At 45.2% G+C, this 16,842-nt stretch carries 16 protein-coding genes; 5 read left to right on the top strand and 11 right to left on the bottom strand.

Features of this window, described 5'->3' with window-relative positions:
• Positions 1-147: 147 nt before the first annotated feature.
• From ACYVE4_RS12795 to ACYVE4_RS12785, 3 genes are all read left to right on the top strand, one after another.
• Complete coding sequence (locus ACYVE4_RS12795) at positions 148-855, top strand: 16S rRNA (uracil(1498)-N(3))-methyltransferase (RefSeq protein ID WP_461040335.1); 708 nt, start codon at positions 148-150, stop codon at positions 853-855.
• Entirely contained in the window at positions 852-1,514 is a 663-nt protein-coding gene (locus tag ACYVE4_RS12790; RefSeq protein WP_461040334.1) for a DUF4159 domain-containing protein, read from the top strand. The genes ACYVE4_RS12795 and ACYVE4_RS12790 overlap by 4 nt, the downstream gene beginning before the upstream one ends.
• 101 nt (positions 1,515-1,615) lie before the next feature.
• Positions 1,616-2,428 carry an acyl-CoA desaturase gene (locus ACYVE4_RS12785; protein WP_461040333.1) on the top strand — a complete coding sequence of 271 codons (813 nt, stop codon included), beginning with the start codon at positions 1,616-1,618 and terminating at the stop codon, positions 2,426-2,428.
• 169 nt (positions 2,429-2,597) lie between these two features.
• Here the strand turns inward: ACYVE4_RS12785 and ACYVE4_RS12780 are convergent, their stop codons facing one another.
• The 3 genes from ACYVE4_RS12780 to ACYVE4_RS12770 form a co-directional block, all read right to left on the bottom strand.
• Positions 2,598-3,125, bottom strand: a complete 528-nt coding sequence (locus ACYVE4_RS12780; RefSeq protein WP_461040331.1) for a 5' nucleotidase, NT5C type — start codon at positions 3,123-3,125, stop codon at positions 2,598-2,600.
• 104 nt (positions 3,126-3,229) lie between these two features.
• On the bottom strand, positions 3,230-4,651 hold the full coding sequence (locus tag ACYVE4_RS12775) for a dihydrolipoamide acetyltransferase family protein (RefSeq protein ID WP_461040330.1): 1,422 nt from the start codon (positions 4,649-4,651) through the stop codon (positions 3,230-3,232).
• A gap of 71 nt (positions 4,652-4,722) precedes the next feature.
• Positions 4,723-5,979 (bottom strand): competence/damage-inducible protein A, encoded by a 1,257-nt coding sequence (locus tag ACYVE4_RS12770; protein WP_461040328.1) that lies wholly within the window; start codon positions 5,977-5,979, stop codon positions 4,723-4,725.
• Positions 5,980-6,183: 204 nt separating this feature from the next.
• On the opposite strand from ACYVE4_RS12770, the gene ACYVE4_RS12765 reads away from it, so the two are divergent.
• Positions 6,184-6,948, top strand: coding sequence for a DUF4197 domain-containing protein (locus ACYVE4_RS12765; RefSeq protein ID WP_461040397.1), 765 nt, complete (start codon positions 6,184-6,186; stop codon positions 6,946-6,948).
• Positions 6,949-7,101: 153 nt separating this feature from the next.
• Here ACYVE4_RS12765 and ACYVE4_RS12760 read toward each other — a convergent pair whose 3' ends face one another.
• Together ACYVE4_RS12760 and ACYVE4_RS12755 are read right to left on the bottom strand one after the other, a co-directional pair.
• On the bottom strand, positions 7,102-7,503 hold the full coding sequence (locus ACYVE4_RS12760; protein WP_461040327.1) for a group III truncated hemoglobin: 402 nt from the start codon (positions 7,501-7,503) through the stop codon (positions 7,102-7,104).
• Positions 7,504-7,532: 29 nt separating this feature from the next.
• Complete coding sequence (locus ACYVE4_RS12755; protein WP_461040326.1) at positions 7,533-7,880, bottom strand: ArsC family reductase; 348 nt, start codon at positions 7,878-7,880, stop codon at positions 7,533-7,535.
• Positions 7,881-7,973: 93 nt separating this feature from the next.
• On the opposite strand from ACYVE4_RS12755, the gene ACYVE4_RS12750 reads away from it, so the two are divergent.
• The gene (locus ACYVE4_RS12750; protein ID WP_461040324.1) at positions 7,974-8,753 is read left to right on the top strand and encodes an SDR family NAD(P)-dependent oxidoreductase; all 780 of its coding nucleotides are present in this window, start codon (positions 7,974-7,976) and stop codon (positions 8,751-8,753) included.
• A 39-nt stretch (positions 8,754-8,792) separates the two neighbouring features.
• On the opposite strand, the gene ACYVE4_RS12745 is transcribed toward ACYVE4_RS12750, so the two are convergent.
• The 6 genes from ACYVE4_RS12745 to ACYVE4_RS12720 all read right to left on the bottom strand — a co-directional run bounded on the left by ACYVE4_RS12745 (position 8,793) and on the right by ACYVE4_RS12720 (position 16,840).
• Positions 8,793-9,713 carry an EamA family transporter gene (locus ACYVE4_RS12745; protein WP_461040322.1) on the bottom strand — a complete coding sequence of 307 codons (921 nt, stop codon included), beginning with the start codon at positions 9,711-9,713 and terminating at the stop codon, positions 8,793-8,795.
• 254 nt (positions 9,714-9,967) lie between these two features.
• A complete protein-coding gene (locus tag ACYVE4_RS12740) occupies positions 9,968-10,459 on the bottom strand; it encodes a cupin domain-containing protein (protein WP_461040321.1) in 492 nt (163 codons plus the stop codon).
• Positions 10,460-10,633: 174 nt separating this feature from the next.
• Positions 10,634-12,049, bottom strand: coding sequence for a leucine-rich repeat domain-containing protein (locus tag ACYVE4_RS12735; protein ID WP_461040320.1), 1,416 nt, complete (start codon positions 12,047-12,049; stop codon positions 10,634-10,636).
• Between the two features lie 166 nt (positions 12,050-12,215).
• Positions 12,216-14,975: a M16 family metallopeptidase gene (locus ACYVE4_RS12730; protein ID WP_461040396.1), complete on the bottom strand. Its 2,760-nt coding sequence runs from the start codon at positions 14,973-14,975 to the stop codon at positions 12,216-12,218.
• Between the two features lie 205 nt (positions 14,976-15,180).
• On the bottom strand, positions 15,181-15,969 hold the full coding sequence (locus ACYVE4_RS12725) for a LytR/AlgR family response regulator transcription factor (RefSeq protein ID WP_461040318.1): 789 nt from the start codon (positions 15,967-15,969) through the stop codon (positions 15,181-15,183).
• A gap of 1 nt (position 15,970) precedes the next feature.
• Complete coding sequence (locus ACYVE4_RS12720) at positions 15,971-16,840, bottom strand: tetratricopeptide repeat protein (RefSeq protein WP_461040316.1); 870 nt, start codon at positions 16,838-16,840, stop codon at positions 15,971-15,973.
• Positions 16,841-16,842 lie beyond the last annotated feature (2 nt).

The raw sequence follows: 16,842 nt of genomic DNA, 5'->3' as shown, positions 1-16,842 counted from the left end.
GCGAATAATATATCCTGCAAAGTTACAAAAAAACGACGGGCTGGGTTCCGTTCCGGCGACTGCAGGGGGTAGGTTATTGTAGTTTAGGAGTAATGTAGATGCCAAATAGCGAATGAAACTCGTTGTGTTTGTATTTTTGATGTACGTATGCATTTGTTTTATCAGCCTCACATAGATTCGTTACAGTCAGTTAATGTCTTATCCGACGATGATTCTCGCCATGCGATCAAAACGCTGCGCCTTGGCATCGGTGATGCGATTGCCGTAACAGATGGGCACGGAAATTGCCACTCAGCCGTTATTAGTCAGGCAGATGCCCGCCGATGCGGATTTCGGATAACGGATACCCAAACAACGGCACCGCGTCCATTTTCCATCCGAATTTGCGTAGCACCTACAAAAAATCTGGACCGTATTGAATGGTTCGTCGAAAAAGCTGTTGAAATTGGAATTGAGCGAATCAGTTTCTTTTTCGGACAGCATTCTGAACGGCGTATACTCAAACTGGAGCGGTTGGAAAAGATTGCCATATCGGCGATGAAACAATCGTTGCAATCGTTTTTGCCCCAATTGGATGAGGCTGTTCCGTTTACCGAACTAGTAAAAACAATCCAGGAAGAAGGCCGGTTTATTGCACATTTGCCTACAAACAAACCACCTGTTAACTTAGCAAAAGTGGCAATGCCAGAAAGTCAGTACGTTGTGTTAATCGGTCCGGAAGGTGATTTCTCGGAACGTGAAATTCAACAAGTTGTTGACGCTGGATTTCGGATGGTAACGCTCGGATCGAATCGATTACGTACAGAAACTGCCGCCCTAACAGCTTGTCAGTTACTCAATTTTATAAACGCATGAAAACACTTCTTGCTTTAGTTCTCTTACTGCATTCGTCATTCCTGGCGCCGAATTCGCAATATGCTTATAAAATTGCCAAGCTGAAATATGGTGGTGGGGGCGACTGGTACGCTAATAAAACGGCATTGCCTAATCTGATCAAATTCGCCAACGCTAACTTACGGATGAATATATTTCCGGAAGAAGATATTGTTGAGCCGGGCAGTCCTGACATTTTCGGCTATCCGTTTGTACATATGACCGGCCACGGAAACGTGACGTTCAACGATAACGACGTACAGAACATACGCCGATATCTGATATCGGGAGGGTTTTTACACATTGACGATAATTATGGTCTGGATAAGTTCATCCGCCGGGAGATGAAGAAAGTATTTCCTGAACTAAATTTTGTCGAGTTGCCTTTCAATCATCCTGTGTATCAGCAGAAATTTAAATTTCCAAACGGCTTACCCAAAGTTCATGAACATGATGGGAAAGCTCCGCAAGGTTTCGGTTTGATTTATCAGGGACGATTAGTGTGTTTCTACAGCTACGAGTGCGATTTGGGCAATGGCTGGGAAGATCAGAGTGTATACAATGATCCTGAACCTGTTCGCCAGCAGGCTTTACGCATGGGCGCTAATCTGTTGCAGTACGCAACAACAGTAATTAATTAAAGTATTATTTTGAGATAGGAATCTTAATCCGACGAAAATCCGTTAATTTTGTAGGAATATTCTCAGTGACTTGTTATTTCACCCTTTAATCAATCAACATTGTGATTGTACTGGCCGCGTTCATTGGGCATTGGTATCTGTCCCTGTTCTGCCAAACTTTTTTTCTACACCGATACTCAGCCCATAAAATGTTCTCAATGAGCAAATTTTGGGAGCGGTTTTTCTACGCCTTAACCTATGTGTCCCAAGGTTCGTCGTATTTGAGTCCACGTGCGTATGCGGTATTACACCGGATGCACCACGCCTTCAGCGACACCGAAAAAGATCCTCACTCCCCTCATCATACCAAGAATGTGTTTACGATGATGTGGAAGACGAAAAATATTTACAACGCTGTTCTCCACCGTAAATACGCGATCGAAAAGCAGTTTGACCGGAATTACCCAGAATGGAGTTTCATTGAAAAAGTGGGCGATTCGTGGGTGTCGCGGGCTGGCTGGGGCGTTCTCTATAGTGTATTCTATATTTTCGCTTTCATATACCTGGATATGCACTGGGCGTTTTTCTTCCTGTTACCTGTGCATTTTGTAATGGGACCTGTGCACGGTGCGATCATCAACTGGAGCGGTCATAAATACGGCTACTCGAATTTCGATAATCAGGATAAATCGAAGAATTCGCTGATTCTGGATGTGGTTATGATGGGGGAGTTGTTCCAGAATAATCACCACAAACGTCCAAACGCTGCCAATTTTGGAGCCAAATGGTTTGAGTTCGATCCTACCTATCCGCTGATTGGTATCTTACACAAACTGCATATAGTTCGACTTCGCCCATCGGCTGAAGCGAAAAAGGCTCAGCAGGAAGTAGGCCACGACCGACGAGTCGAGCTTGAAAAAGAAGCAGAAGCTTAGCATTTAAATATAAAAAAGCTCCCCAAATGAGTGATTTGGGGAGCTTTTTTTATTGGAAACCCCGTGACTGTGTCCTCACATTCATCCATGCGTCAGCAAAACATTCCATCCGGAAGGGTGACTGTGAGGACACAGTCATAGGAAGATAGTACTATCCAGAAGGAATTTCCTACAACAATACCTTCGCTACGTCCTGCCAGGATTTTACGCGTTTGAAGCCTACTTCATCCCGGTTGTGTAAGGCATCGAATAACAGTCCTTCGCCTTGAAATGTGCGTAAATTACGGGCCATATCGTCAATTAGATAAGCGGTATTAAGTACACTTTTATCGCCCATGAAAATATAATTCCGCCAGGAAATAGCTGGAAAATGCTCTTGAAGCCAATCCCATTTTTCTCGAAGTGAATTCGGGAATTCCTGAGCAGCTGAAGCTATAAAAATTTCGTATTTCCCCATCAGATCAGCGATTACGTCTTGAGCTCCTTCCATTACGGGAATGTCAGCAAAGAACCCCGGTTCATATACTCGCTGGGAGATCGCCTTATACTCATGTTCATCAAATAGTTCGTGGAAAGACTTTTCTTTCAATTCCTCAAGCGTGTAGCGAGGCATTTCTCCCTCCAGATAAAGCCGGATAAATTTGGCGTGGGTGTCGGCCATGACATCATCCATGTCAATAGCAATGCGTTGTTTCATATATGTCTGAACCAGAACCGGGATTTAATGGATTTAGGGATTAATCTGATTTTGTTTTTTCGCTTCAAAGAAGCGCCTTCTACAAAATCTGTTTAATCCTAAAATCAGCTAAATCCCGGTTTGAATTGTTCTAAGTAATCGGCGACGCGCCGGACAAATTGACCACCTAATGAGCCATCAACTACTCGGTGATCGTAGGAGTGCGATAGAAACATCAATTGACGAATGCCAACGAAATCGCCCTGGGGTGTTTCGATAACGGCTGGCTTCTTGACGATAGCGCCAAAAGCCATAATAGCGACTTGTGGCTGCACAATGATTGGCGTTCCCATCAGATTCCCGAATGTGCCTATGTTGGAGATGGTGTAGGTTCCACCCGCCAGATCGTCGGCAGTAAGCTTATTTTCGCGAGCACGTTTAGTCAGATCGTTTACCTTTTGGGTTAAGCCTACGAGGTTGTATTGATCAGCATTGTGAATGACCGGAACAATCAGATTGCCGCTGGGTAATGCGACTGCCATACCAATGTTTATAGCCTTTTTAACCAGAATCGAATCACCTTCGATGGATATATTGATCATCGGAAAATCCTTGATCGCTTTTACTACCGCTTCTACCAGAATAGGCGTAAATGTTAGATTCTCGCCTGTTTGCTGCTTAAAATGATCTTTGACCCGCGTTCGCCAGTCCACCACAGACGTCATATCCGCTTCTACAAATGAGCTTACATGCGGAGAAGTCTGTTTGGATTCCACCATCCGTTGCGCAATCATTTTGCGCATCCTATCCATCTGAATGATGTCAGTTTGCCCATTTAAGGAGCCTGAAACTGGCGATATGGCTTTCGGAATAACCAGCGTACCACTAACTAAGACTTGATTTTTTACTGCCTGTCCCGTGTTTTCTGCTCCCTGCGATACACGTTCCGGGCGATTATTAAGATAAGTCAGAAGATCTTTCTTAGTCAGGCGATTGTGTGCACCCGAACCCGGTATTCGGTCCAGTTCATCACGTGCAATCTTCTCCTCCCTGGCAATATTCAGCACCAATGGAGAATAGAATCGATTCTCGAAATGAGTTGGGTGGGCTGTTGTAGGATGCACCGCCGGACGACTACTCATGGCCGAAATACTAGCCTCAAGCTCGCGGGCTGATTCCGAAACCTCGTGGCTTACGGTCTCAGGCTGAACATTCGCAACATCGCCAATACCTTTCGGAGTTTCTGCGCCTTCAGTAACTGGCCCTTCAGTAACCGGATCTGATTCGCTACCTTCCAACTCATCCGATGACACTTCGATTCGGGCAATTGGCGCACCAATGGCTACCACATCACCATCGTGTACCAATAATTCTTTCAGAATGCCCGAGCGGGGAGCTGGAACTTCAGTATCAACTTTATCTGTAGCTACTTCCAGCACCGATTCGTCGGCTTCAATACGGTCGCCGGGCTGCTTAAGCCAGGTGATTACCGTGCATTCCATTATACTTTCGCCCATTTTGGGCATAACCATGTCAATCAGAGCCATCTTGTTTAGTGATGAACGATGAGTGATGAATGATGAGTGATACGTATTACACATTTATCACTCATCGTTCATCACTCATAACTAATTAGTTCTTCCCGCAACATATTTAACAGATACGTGCTGGTTAATTGAATATTTTGATCGCGGTATTGACCGAGTTTAAGTAAGCGTGTTATCGTTCCTTTGTCTGTAGCACAGGCAATCCACACGGTACCCACGGGTTTATCAACTGTGCCTCCGTCGGGGCCAGCAATACCGCTTGTAGCAATACCAACGTTGGTGCCTAGTGCCGCTCGGACACCTTCGGCCATTTCCCGGATAGTTTCTTCGCTTACTGCCCCGAACTGCTCAAGCGTTTCAGGTTTTACACCTAACGACGTTACTTTTACGGCATTGCTATAACTGACAATACTTCCCCAGAAATAAGCAGACGAGCCTGGTACTTTGGTAATTTGGGATGATACATATCCACCTGTACAACTTTCAGCTACGCCAAGCGTCAAGTTTTTCTCTTTTAATAACTTGCCAACAACCACTTCGAGTTCATCGTCATCGAAACCGAACACGTTTTTGGCAATCAGTGGCATAACGTTCTCCACCTGATCAGCCAACTCCTGATCAAGTAGTAAATTGTCATCACCAGTGGCCGTCAGACGAAGTTTTACTCCGCCAAAACCAGGTAAATAAGCTAATTTAATGTGATCGGGCAAGGCATCTTCCCAAGCTTCGATCCGCTCAGCCAGAAACGATTCACCAATGGCAACCGTACGAATGATCTTATGCTTAATAATTGGCGTTTGAAAATGCGAAGTTAGCCGGGGTAGAATTCGATTCGTCATGAGATTCTTCATCTCAAACGGAACGCCTGGAAGCGAAACATAAACTCGCCCTTCATGCTCAAACCACATACCGGGAGCAGTGCCCCAATCGTTCTGAATATAAACGGCATTTTCAGGCAGATCGGCCTGAGCACGATTCAGATCGGTCATTTCGCGGCCTCGTTTCGCGAAAAAACTGGTCACAAAAGCCAATGCATTGTCGTTGCGAACCATGCCTACGCCAAAATACGTACAGAGCGTTTTCTTCGTAATGTCGTCTTTGGTCGGGCCGAGTCCGCCCGTAATAATGATGACATCGGCGCGTTGGTGGGCTTCGTGCAGAACTTGCAAAATGACGTTAGCCTGATCGCCAACGGATGATTTTCGGACGGTACGAATGCCGATATTGGTGAGTTCGGTTCCGATCCACTGGGTATTTGTGTCAGTGATTTGTCCGAATAGAATTTCATCACCAATGGTGATTACTTCGGCACGGATGGTGTTGGTCATTCGTTAAAGAAAAGATAATGCATGGCGCATAATGACCTGCCAAAAACGGTTGAATGACGTAATGATGAATTTATTCTGCTGATTATCAGTCTGCTAAAAATAAATTTTCATCGACCATTATACCTTATGCATTTGTGCGTGTCAAAAGTACGAAAAAACGATTTAGTGCCATTGACTGTTAGTAAATGGCAACCTGATTTATCAATCATGAAGAAACGTATTCTTACGGCGGCATTGCTGGCCCTGGTTCTTAACCAAACGAGTTTCGCGCAGGATTCAACTCGTCAGAAATCATCTGGTGGTGGGATTTTTGGTAAGATTCTGGACGCGGTCACCCAGCCATCAGCCGGTACATCGGGCGGTTTAACGAGCACTGATATTGCCTCTGGTTTGAAAGAAGCCTTGCGAGTAGGCGTAACAAATGGATCCAATCAGGCGTCGAAATTAGACGGCTATTTTAAAAACCCATTGTTGAAAATTGCGTTTCCGCCCGAAGCTCAGAACGTAGCCACCAAACTTCGTCAGATCGGATTTAGTAAGCAGGTCGACGCTTTTGAATTATCACTCAACAGAGCAGCGGAAGATGCGGCTAAAAAAGCGGCTCCCGTGTTTGTAAAAGCCATTACATCAATGAGTATTCAGGATGCGGTGGGTATTTTGCGGGGAACCGACGATGCTGCTACGCAATATCTCCGACGTACTTCCGGGGAGCAATTGGTGACCGAGTTTACGCCAATTATTGATAGTACGCTCAAGAAAAATAACGCGACCAAGTATTATGCTGATCTGGTCAACACATACAACAAAATTCCATTTGTGCAGAAGGCCAATCCAAACCTGACTCAGTATGCAACAGGAAAAGCGGTTGATGGGCTATTTATTTTGGTAGCACAGGAAGAAAAGAAAATTCGGGAAAACCCGGCCGCGCGGGTAACCGATCTGCTCAAGAAGGTTTTCTCGAAGCAGTAGTCAACATGATGAGTAATCACCCCAAGGTCTGTGTCCTCATAGACCCTCTGCCGGATGGTAGTAGTTGCTGACGCGAGTGGGTCTGTGAGGACACAGACCTTGGAGGGGTAAAAAAAAACATCCCGAAAGTCCAGTGCTTTCGGCATGTTTTTTTTACCCCTCCATGTACGAGTCGTTGTTGATGTACTCAAGTTTGTTGTTCCAGACTAAGGCAATTTGCATGGCACGTTGACGTACCTGTTCGGCCGTTTCACCCGTGAAATTCTCAGAAAGCGTTTGTGTGAATAATTGTAGCCAACGTTCAAAATGATCGATGGTAAGCGTATGTTTCTGATTGACAAGTAAATGAGGTCGAAATGGGTGACCATCATACGCGTTATTGCCAAGAATGATTGACTCCCAGAACGCGTACATTTTCGGTAAATGTTTCGACCAATCCACCTGTGCTACATCGGTAAACACTGGCCCAAGTAGCGGGTCGACCTGCACTTTTTCGTAAAATGAATCCACAAGGAATTTAACCGCTTCCGGTGAATCCAGAGTTTTCTTTGACATGCTTCTGCGCTTTATTTGAAAACAGAAGCTTAAGCCGAAAACGTTTCCTGATAGGCCTCTTCCTTAAATCCCAACGCTATAATGTTTCCGTTCTCTTCAATCAACGGGCGACGAATAACGGACGTTTTGTCGAGCATGAGTTGTATTGCGTCTTCGCTATTAGTCGGTTTTTCATCGTCGGGAAGTTTTTTCCAGGTTGCTCCCGCTCGGTTCACCAATTCCTCCCAAGGCTTTTGAGTAAGCCAATGCTCAATCGTTTTCCGGTCGATACCTTGTTTTTTGTAATCATGAAATTGGTAATCAACACCATGATCAGCCAGCCAGGTGCGGGCCTTTTTCACAGTGTCACAATTGGGAATGGCATATAGCGTATACATTATATTCAACTAATTTTTGCTGCGAAATTAGTGTTTTCTCACGCGGATTTTATTCTAATTTCGCACGTATTCTTAACCCTGATTTCTTGCTGCATGATAAATTTTGCCCGACAGACCGCCCTGATTACTGGAGCTGGAACTGGCATCGGATTCGCGATTGCGAATGCTTTAGTCAAACAAGGCGCTAATGTACTGTTAAATGATTACAACGAAAATGCAGCTATCAGTGCTGCTCAGCGAATTCAGGAGGAAAGTCAGTCTATTGAATCAGGTACTTGCGAAGCCTATCCGGGTGATGCGTCGGATGTGGCTTTCGTTCGGCAATTGGTAGATAGTGCTGTTTCTCGGTTCGGCTCGCTGGACATTGCCATTGCAAATGCAGGCATCACTATTTTCGGCGATATATTTACAACCACTCCCGAAGCTTTTCAGAAAATAGTTGATCTGAATTTACGGGGTAGTTTTTTTCTGGCGCAGATGGCTGCAGCACAAATGCGTGAGCAGGGAAGAGGAGGAAGCGTATTGTTTATGTCATCGGTTGTAGGACATATAGCTCATCCGGGATTACCCGTTTATAGCATGACCAAAGCGGGTTTGGAGATGCTGGCAAAGCAATTGGTTATCGATTTTTCACCGTTGGGCATTACAATTAACGCTATTGCTCCCGGCGCCACGCTGACAGAACGAACCTTAGACGATCCGACTTATATTCCAACCTGGTCGCGCATCACACCAATGGGAAGACCTGCCACAGTTGATGACATTACCAATGCGGCTCTTTTTCTCGTTTCTCCAGCTTCTCGGCACATAACCGGTCAGAGCTTAGTGGTTGATGGCGGTTGGACAAGTGTCGGCATACCACCAGTTCAATGAGTGAACGAGCGAATAACTAGATTAGCACTCTTTCGCTCATTATTTTCTCCCCAGTGTAATCAATACAACGCCAATTAGGGCGACGATGGCTCCGATTAAAGATTGACTTGAAAAAATTTCTCCGGCAAATAATGTTCCTAATAGCATAGCTACTACGGGATTGACGAAGGCATACGTAGCCAGCAACTGAGGTGGAGCATTTCGGGCGAGCCACGAATAGGAAGAAAAACCGATAATACTCCCGAAAATGATAAGATATATCATAGAGCCAATGGCTTTGGCTGGCGCATCCAGAATGCTAAGTGGCGTAATTGGTTCCAATATCAAACTCAGCAGTAATGTAGCAATACCGCCAACAATCATTTGTATGCCGCTGGAAATGGTAGCTGATGGTAATGAGAGTCGGGGTGTTAGGAGGGTTCCGATGGCCCAGATAAAATTGCCAAAAGCGACGAAGGAAGCCCCAATTAGTTTGGCGTCGAGACCACCTGCGCTTTCCATTTTATCAGGTTTAACAAGTAGAAAAATGCCAAGCAGACCCACTAACAATCCCGCTATTGCGAGATTACTTGGGCGTTTTCGACCAAATGAAATCCAGTTGAGTGTAAGCAAATAAACAGGTAATAAGCCACCCAGAAGGGCCGCCATCCCGCTTGGAATATATTGAAGGCCAATCGATAAACACCCATTGGAAATCGCTAGTAACAGAATACCGATAAATCCTGCTGATTGCCATTGCTGGCGGGTCGGACGGGGTGTTCCTGTCAGGCGGGCATAGCCATAGAGGATAGAACCAGCAATCAGATACCGCACGGCAACCATATACAGCGGAGGCATCCGTTCGGTCATGAAATGAATGAACAGATACGTTGACCCCCATAGAATATATACCGAAATAAGGTTCGCCCAGAGTGAAAAACGGGTGGGTGTTGTGGAGAGGGGAGACGTAACAGCTTGCATACAATTGACCGACTAATACCGCTGGAACACAAAATTATTGGATTTTTCTCCGTTTATACCTCGCTTTTTTATTATTTATAAGATTGATTATGAAAATTCTAAGCAGAATATTATTTGGTAAAGATGTTGTCAGAATTTGATCTGAAAAGCGAAAAACAGAATTTTGTCCTTCTGACGAAGGAAGAATCTTAAAGTAGCCCTAGTTGTGAGTCAGGAAACCTAAAGATTCTTCCTTCGTCAGAAGGACAAAATTATTATAAGCTTACACCAAGCTCTTCACCAACTTCCTTGAGCGCCTGGATAAATTCAGGTGAAGGTGGACCTTGCGGAGCCGGGGGGAGCGTCAGATAAAAAGCGGGTTTGGCTAAACGTGGATGGCAAAAGAATTTCTCAAAACCAGCTGGCGTTATGGTCAGAACTGTTTTCGCCGTTGGCGTTAATACGTTGAACGTGTGCGGAATATTCTTGGGCATCAGTACGTAATCGCCCTTTCTGGCCGTAAAGACATGCTCCCCAATCGTGAACTGGATAGATCCATCCAGCAGATAATAGGTTTCATCTTCACGAGAATGTGTATGCATGGGTGGCTCCATACCCGGCTGGAGAGTTACTTCAAGTTGAGCATAGCGACCATTAGTCTGCTCGCCACTAACGAGAACGTTTACTAAGGCATGGTTATACCAGAAGGCATTTCGTAGGGTGTTGGCCTGTTTCGTCACAGGAGCCAAAACTTCTTGATTATTCATTGGATTTGCGTTGATTAAAAATGAATGAAGTTTGATTAACCTGTAGGCTAGTTGCTGATCAGGTAGTCAAAACTAGAAACACAACGCTGGGTAAAGAAGGCATAATCCGATGAACTGTCAAAAGTGCCATATGAAACGTTATTATCCTTTTAAAACCGATTCTACCTGCAAAATCTAGTACGTTACTTGTGTATTGTTCGCTTCCAGTTGCTTAATCAAAGATGCGTAAGGACTATTCATTGCTTCCTGACCAAAAATTGGATTACTTCCGAGGTACAATTTCTTGAGTTTTCTAAGAGAAAGTAACATGCTAGGGAACGTCTGTAAGTTATTGTTATTCAGAGATAACTCTTCTAATGTCGATAAAGAGCCTAACACATCGGGCGCTATGCCATACCAATTATATCCTAAGTCAAGTACACGAAGATTTTGGAATCGTTTGAATTCATCGGGAAGTTGGCTCAGGTGATTATGATGCGCATATAAAACCTGCAATCGACGGAGTTTAGTGAGCGAAACGGGTAGACCTCTAAGTTCATTATGAGCAACCGCCAACTGCTCCAGACGTTTCATTCGGCCTAGTTGAGGAGGTAATTGAATAAACTTGTTGTAATATAAATCCAGCACTTTTACATGCTTTAACTTGCCGATGGTTGCAGGTAGCTTGGTCAATCCAGCGTTGTACAGATTCAGATCGGTTAATCGACGCATTCGGCGGAGTGTTTTTACATCGGCATCTGCTAGATCGTTTAGCTTATTATTTCCCATCCACAAACTTTCAAGTCGGCGATTTTGCCGGACAGATACGGGAATTTGAGTGAGCTTGTTTCCTTGCAGATTGAGTGACCGAAGGTGCTTGTTTCGGGTGATGAACACACTATCATTTGGAATCACATTGCGGAGTACACTAAGCCGCTTTAGGGTAGGAATATCGGCGGTCAGCCGGGCGGGTAGCTCGTGAAGCGCGTTGTTGGATAAATCTAGTTCTTCCAACTTGGGGAATCGGTAAACAATTTCCGGCACGCTTGTTAAATCCAGCTGATTAAATGCCAACATCGTAACCGTATCGGGACGGGTCGTTTTCCTGGCTGCTTCGAGAGTACTAATGATACCCGCTCCCCGCCGGACGGTACGGGGTGTACTAACCGATTTGCCGTATTGCATCATCGTTGTCACACGAAACGCAACATTTCCCGTGGCTGGATAAGGAGTAGTTGAATAGAAATCGTTGAAGCATTTAATCATCGGAGCCAGCACCGAATCGGGCAAGTTACGATCTGGACGCAGAATGGCGTAGGCAGGGATTCCATTTGGCTGATAGTATTCGTATGCAAGCAGGCTGAATCCTTTTTGCGGAATGTCATTTCGCTTTTTAAGGAATGCCTCAAGTTGTTTCATACGCTCCCGCATTGCTTCAAAGGCTCCCGCAGAATTGCTTCGGAATACGTCAGTTAAGGGCGTGAATTTTTTATTAAGCGCAGACTGACTTACCTGATACGTAGCCGTATCCTTCAGCATCATTATTTTTCCCTGTGCTACAGCGGATAGTGAAAGAAGCCCAAAAACTAACAGGAAGACGTGTCGTTTCATGATTAACGTATAGTTTAGGTAAATAACGATATTTATAGTTTAAATTACCAAAAAAGAACCGGGATTTAGCAGATTTATGGATTAAACGGATTTTGTAGAAAGCGCTTCTTTGAAGCGAAAAAACAAAATCAGCTTAATCCATAAATCTGCTAAATCCCGGTTCGGATTAATTCTTACCGCCACTCACGGAGGAAGCAGGTTGTTTTTCTGCGGCCTTCTTCGCTGCTTTTGCAAAATCACCCGCTTTGATGATCGAGATTTTCGACGGGTCGATGTGTTTTTTCATGGCTGCATTTACCTGCTCAGGCGTAAGCGCTTCCAGTTTCTTCTCGAAATCAGCGTCCCAGGCCATCGTTCGGTTTAGATAGAGATAGTTGTTCAGCGTACTACTCAAAGCCGGATCTTGTGCTCTACCAACCATGCGAGATTGCAGAAGACCAGAACGGGCGGCTTTGATTTCGTCAGCCGTGAAGCCCTCTTTTACTGCTTTGTCCATTTCCTCCCGGAATGCCTTTTCCAGACGCTCAGCATTTTCGGGATTGTAGATAGCATAGGTCATAAACATGCCCGTTTTGTCGAACGGATTGGCTTGTACTTGCGAGCCAACGCCATAGCTAATACCTTCTTTCTGACGGATACGAACAGCTAATCGCGAGTTCAGGAAGCCCCCACCAAGCATATAATTGCCTAATACCAGTGCTGGATAATCCGGATCATCGTCTTTCAGAGGCAGGTTGACGCCCGCTACCATAAACGCGTTGGCTTTGTCAGGCGCTTCGATGCTTTGGGGAGTTGGTTTGATATCATTGTAAGGCGACACCAGACGACTAAACGGCTTCTTCGCTTTCCAGGTGCCGAATTCATCCGTAATAACTTTACGAATGCCTGTTTCATCAAAATCACCAACGGCGGCAAAGGTTGCATTCTGAGTACCATAGAAATCTTTGTGGAACTGTTTCAGCTCGTCCAGTTTCAGCGCTTTTACATCGGCAACATCTTCATCGGGTGTTGATGTGTACCGTACATCTTCTTTCGGATACGGATTCATCTGACGCTGGAACGCCGTGAACGCTAACGATTGGGGTTCAGAACGTTGTGCTTCGATTTGGGCCAGTTGTTCCTGCTTCAGTTTTTCGAACTCATTTGGGTCGAAGGCTGGATGCTTTAGAATATCGCCGACAATACGCAGTACTGCCGGTAGATTTTCTTTAGTTGTTTTGATGCTGACATTGACCTGATTACTACCACCAAATATGCCTACCTGTGCTTTCAGCTTATCGAATTCATCTTTGATTTGCTGGCGAGTTTTTGTCGTGGTGCCTTTGTCGAGCATCGATGCCGTGAAGACCGAAATTGCGCTCTTATTTTTCAGACTATTCACATCGCCGTAGCGCATTGTTAAGCGGGCGTTTACTTCATTACCTCGAGTCGTTTTTGGGAGTAGCGCCAACTCAATGCTATTGGGTTGCTCAATACGTTTCGTCCGTCCGTCGATGTTAGCGGGCGAAGGATCGAATGCTTCACCACTCGCCATCGTAGCCCGACCTTTATAATTTTTTACTAATGCCTCAATATTCGGGGCATCAGGCGTTTCGACGCGATCAGGAGTTTGTTCTGGAATGAACATACCCACCGTCCGGTTCGAGGGTTTGAAATAGTATTTCGCAATACGCTGTACATCAGCAGGCGTTACTTTTTCAAGCGCATCCCGGTAGAGGAAACCAAGCCGCCAGTCGCCTGTAGCGATGTATTCGCTCAGCGTCCGACCAAGTCGTTCGACATCTTTGAAGCTTAACTCAACATCTTTCAGCAACTTGGCTTTCGACCGTTCGACTTCATCTTTCGTCGGGGCTTTAATTGCTACTGAATCCAATGTTCCAAGTAGCGTAGCTTTCGCATCGTCAATCGATTTATCTTTCAGCAGTTCAGCGGCAAAGTAAACGTAGCCTGGATCTTTCGTCATGAACGAATACCCATACTCCTGCGACGCTTTTTTGGTCTCGATAAGAGCCTTATACAAGCGACCGCTCGGCTCATCTGTTAGTAGATCGGTCAAAACGTCCATCGCCGGATAATCGGGGTGGGAGCTTGGCATGATGTGATATAATGCCGAAACAACTTTCGTATCACCAACACGACGAAGGACTACGTCCCGCTCACCATCCTGAATAGGCTCAACGCTATAGGTTGGCTGCAGTACACGCGTAGGTTTAGGGATTGGGCTAAAATATTCGTTAACCAGCGCCAGGGTTTTGCCTTCATCGATCTTACCAGCTACTACCAGTACGGCGTTATCGGGCTGGTAGTATTTTTTGTAAAACGCCTGGAGGTTTTCAATAGGTACTTTTTCCAGATCGGAACGGTTACCAATGGTTGATTTGCCGTAGTTGTGCCACAAATAAGCTGAAGATACAACCCGCTCATTCAGAACGTTTTGAGGGGAATTTTCCCGCATCTCGAATTCATTCCGAACGACCGAAAATTCGGTTTCCAGATCGCTTTTCTTAATGAACGAATTGATCATCCGATCGGCTTCCAAATCGAGGGCCCATTTCAGGTTTTCGTCGGTAGCGGCAAAGGTTTCGAAGTAGTTCGTACGATCGAGCCAGGTAGTACCGTTCGGGCGGGCGCCATGCGAGGTTAATTCCTGCGGAATATTCGTGTGTTTGGTCGACCCTTTAAACACCATATGTTCCAGTAAGTGAGCCATACCGGTTTCGCCCAGACCTTCGTGTCGGGAACCAACCAAATAGGTAATATTGACTGTAACTGTTGGTTTTGATGGATCAGGGAAGAGCAGGACTTTGAGGCCGTTTTTCAGGTTGTATTCGGTGATACCTTCCACTGATGCGCCTTTGGTAACGCCTTCGGGCAGCGTAACAGCGGCTGCCTTGTCTTGTGCTGTTACGAGGGATAAATTCCCCATCAGCAGCGTAGCCACTATCAACCCTGTACGTTTCCATCCAGACCGAACGGACGCTGGCTGATTCAGATGTGCTTGCATAAATAAAGTTAGTTGGGAGTACGGTAAACTAGTTGTATAGTTACGAAGAACGAGATAAATCCTGCCTTTGTCAACAGGTTTTATACTTTTTTTACTAAAACGATGATGAACGGTAGACTCGTATGATCTATTCTTCCAGCCAGTGTCGAAAAGTACCCGCTTTTTCCTTACTGATTAGCACCTCCAGGCCATCGTTGGGGGTTTTTAAGTGAACCTGCAACTTGCCGCCATCGACATGCCGATACCCAGAAACGGCTTCGAGATGGATAATACACTGGCGGTTGGCTCGAAAAAAGCAGTTAGGATCGGCTAATTCTTCCAGCTCATCGACGGTTTTGTAATCTGTAATCAGTTTTTTGCCATCTGTCGTAACAAGATAAATCAACTCATTTCGCAAAAAATACGCGACTTGATCTTGGGGTACCGATATGATTTGGCGGAGGTGATGGCCGGAGAATCGACGTTTGTAGTGCGGAGCCGTCGACTGATCGGACAGATGATTCAGGAAATGCTTGAAATGTTCTTCAAAGCCGGAAGTTCCATGCATTGCCCAACGATGAAATTTTGCCAGAGCTGCTTTTAACTCTTCAGGATCAATTGGTTTGAGCAAATAATCGAGACTATTCAGTTTAAATGCCCGAATGGCATATTCGTCGTAGGCTGTCGTGAATATTACCGGCGTATTGAGATTGATTTGCCGAAAGGCTTCAAAACTAACACCATCCGAAAGCTGAATATCAGAGATGACGAGGTCTGGAAAAGAGAGCCCTGATGTTCGGCGGTGCTGAAAATAATCGCAAATTGCCTGAACACTGGCTAACGGCCCTTCAATGAGCGCACTCGGCTCCAATTGCTGCACCAGTTTCTGTAATTGCCTGGCAATGAGCGGCTCGTCTTCAATGAGTAGAATGTTCATATTATTGCCGGATTAACTGACGCTTGAGTAGTCCGCCAATAAAACTACCAACGAAGGTTAAAATAATGGAACCATATAGACCAAATAATTCCAGTTCACGGTCACCGCTGGTTTGAGGAAGGGTCGTGAAAAATGTATACCCAACCCAGATTGCCGAAGCCTGTAAAATGGCCAGCGACCAGCCTTTTCTCGGCTCTATAAAACCAATGACAGCGGCAGCAATGGCGGCCAATAAATAGGGTAGATGAATAACTGTAGTCTTTTTGATGACAACTAGCAGAATCGCGCTGTTGACCAAAATCAGAAGTATGTGAGTAATAAATTCACGATCGAAAAATAGACGCTGACCACTGCCTGGCCTGGTTTTTGACGTGTTAGTAGTTTGCCGAAGTGTACTGGCACGCTCAAAATCTTGCTGGGCTTCAACGGGTTGCTGGAGGTTTTGTCGTGCCAGTCCGCGCCATTTGAATGAATCGGCTTGCGTACCTTTTGAGTGAAATACGGCTTTGTCAAATTCAAGAAACGCACCTTTGTCGTCGTGTTGATTATACAGAATTTGACCCATTTCCAAGTGTAAATCGGCAACAGTATCGTCGTAACTTTCTCCGGTTTTGAGTGCAGAAAGCGCTGCTGATATATCGCCTAAAGCGCGATAGCACCGAGCCATATACAGATAAGCAACACTCGATTTCGGCTCTTTTTGAAGGTAGTCTGTGAAAAACGCTATTGCTTCGTTGAATTGGCTGTTTGTGTAAAGTTTAATGCCAACTTGTAGTTTATCAAAATCCTGCTCCGATTTCGTTCGCAAATCGGCGTAATAGCGTAAGTAAATGATATAGCCAATAATAACCGCCGTTACCAGAATCTCCATTT

The organism is Spirosoma harenae, assembly GCF_054776975.1.
Note: the sequence above shows the minus strand (reverse complement) of the source record. Positions and strands in the feature narration are given on the sequence as shown.

Coding starts and splice junctions, on each gene's coding strand:
- ACYVE4_RS12720 (WP_461040316.1), bottom strand. CDS start 16,840: ATGGAGATTCTGGTAACGGCGGTTATTATTGGCTATATCATTTACTTA.
- ACYVE4_RS12795 (WP_461040335.1), top strand. CDS start 148: ATGCATTTGTTTTATCAGCCTCACATAGATTCGTTACAGTCAGTTAAT.
- ACYVE4_RS12725 (WP_461040318.1), bottom strand. CDS start 15,969: ATGAACATTCTACTCATTGAAGACGAGCCGCTCATTGCCAGGCAATTA.
- ACYVE4_RS12780 (WP_461040331.1), bottom strand. CDS start 3,125: ATGAAACAACGCATTGCTATTGACATGGATGATGTCATGGCCGACACC.
- ACYVE4_RS12760 (WP_461040327.1), bottom strand. CDS start 7,503: ATGTCAAAGAAAACTCTGGATTCACCGGAAGCGGTTAAATTCCTTGTG.
- ACYVE4_RS12740 (WP_461040321.1), bottom strand. CDS start 10,459: ATGAATAATCAAGAAGTTTTGGCTCCTGTGACGAAACAGGCCAACACC.
- ACYVE4_RS12745 (WP_461040322.1), bottom strand. CDS start 9,713: ATGCAAGCTGTTACGTCTCCCCTCTCCACAACACCCACCCGTTTTTCA.
- ACYVE4_RS12770 (WP_461040328.1), bottom strand. CDS start 5,979: ATGACCAACACCATCCGTGCCGAAGTAATCACCATTGGTGATGAAATT.
- ACYVE4_RS12775 (WP_461040330.1), bottom strand. CDS start 4,651: ATGGCTCTGATTGACATGGTTATGCCCAAAATGGGCGAAAGTATAATG.
- ACYVE4_RS12755 (WP_461040326.1), bottom strand. CDS start 7,880: ATGTATACGCTATATGCCATTCCCAATTGTGACACTGTGAAAAAGGCC.
- ACYVE4_RS12750 (WP_461040324.1), top strand. CDS start 7,974: ATGATAAATTTTGCCCGACAGACCGCCCTGATTACTGGAGCTGGAACT.
- ACYVE4_RS12790 (WP_461040334.1), top strand. CDS start 852: ATGAAAACACTTCTTGCTTTAGTTCTCTTACTGCATTCGTCATTCCTG.
- ACYVE4_RS12735 (WP_461040320.1), bottom strand. CDS start 12,049: ATGAAACGACACGTCTTCCTGTTAGTTTTTGGGCTTCTTTCACTATCC.
- ACYVE4_RS12730 (WP_461040396.1), bottom strand. CDS start 14,975: ATGGGGAATTTATCCCTCGTAACAGCACAAGACAAGGCAGCCGCTGTT.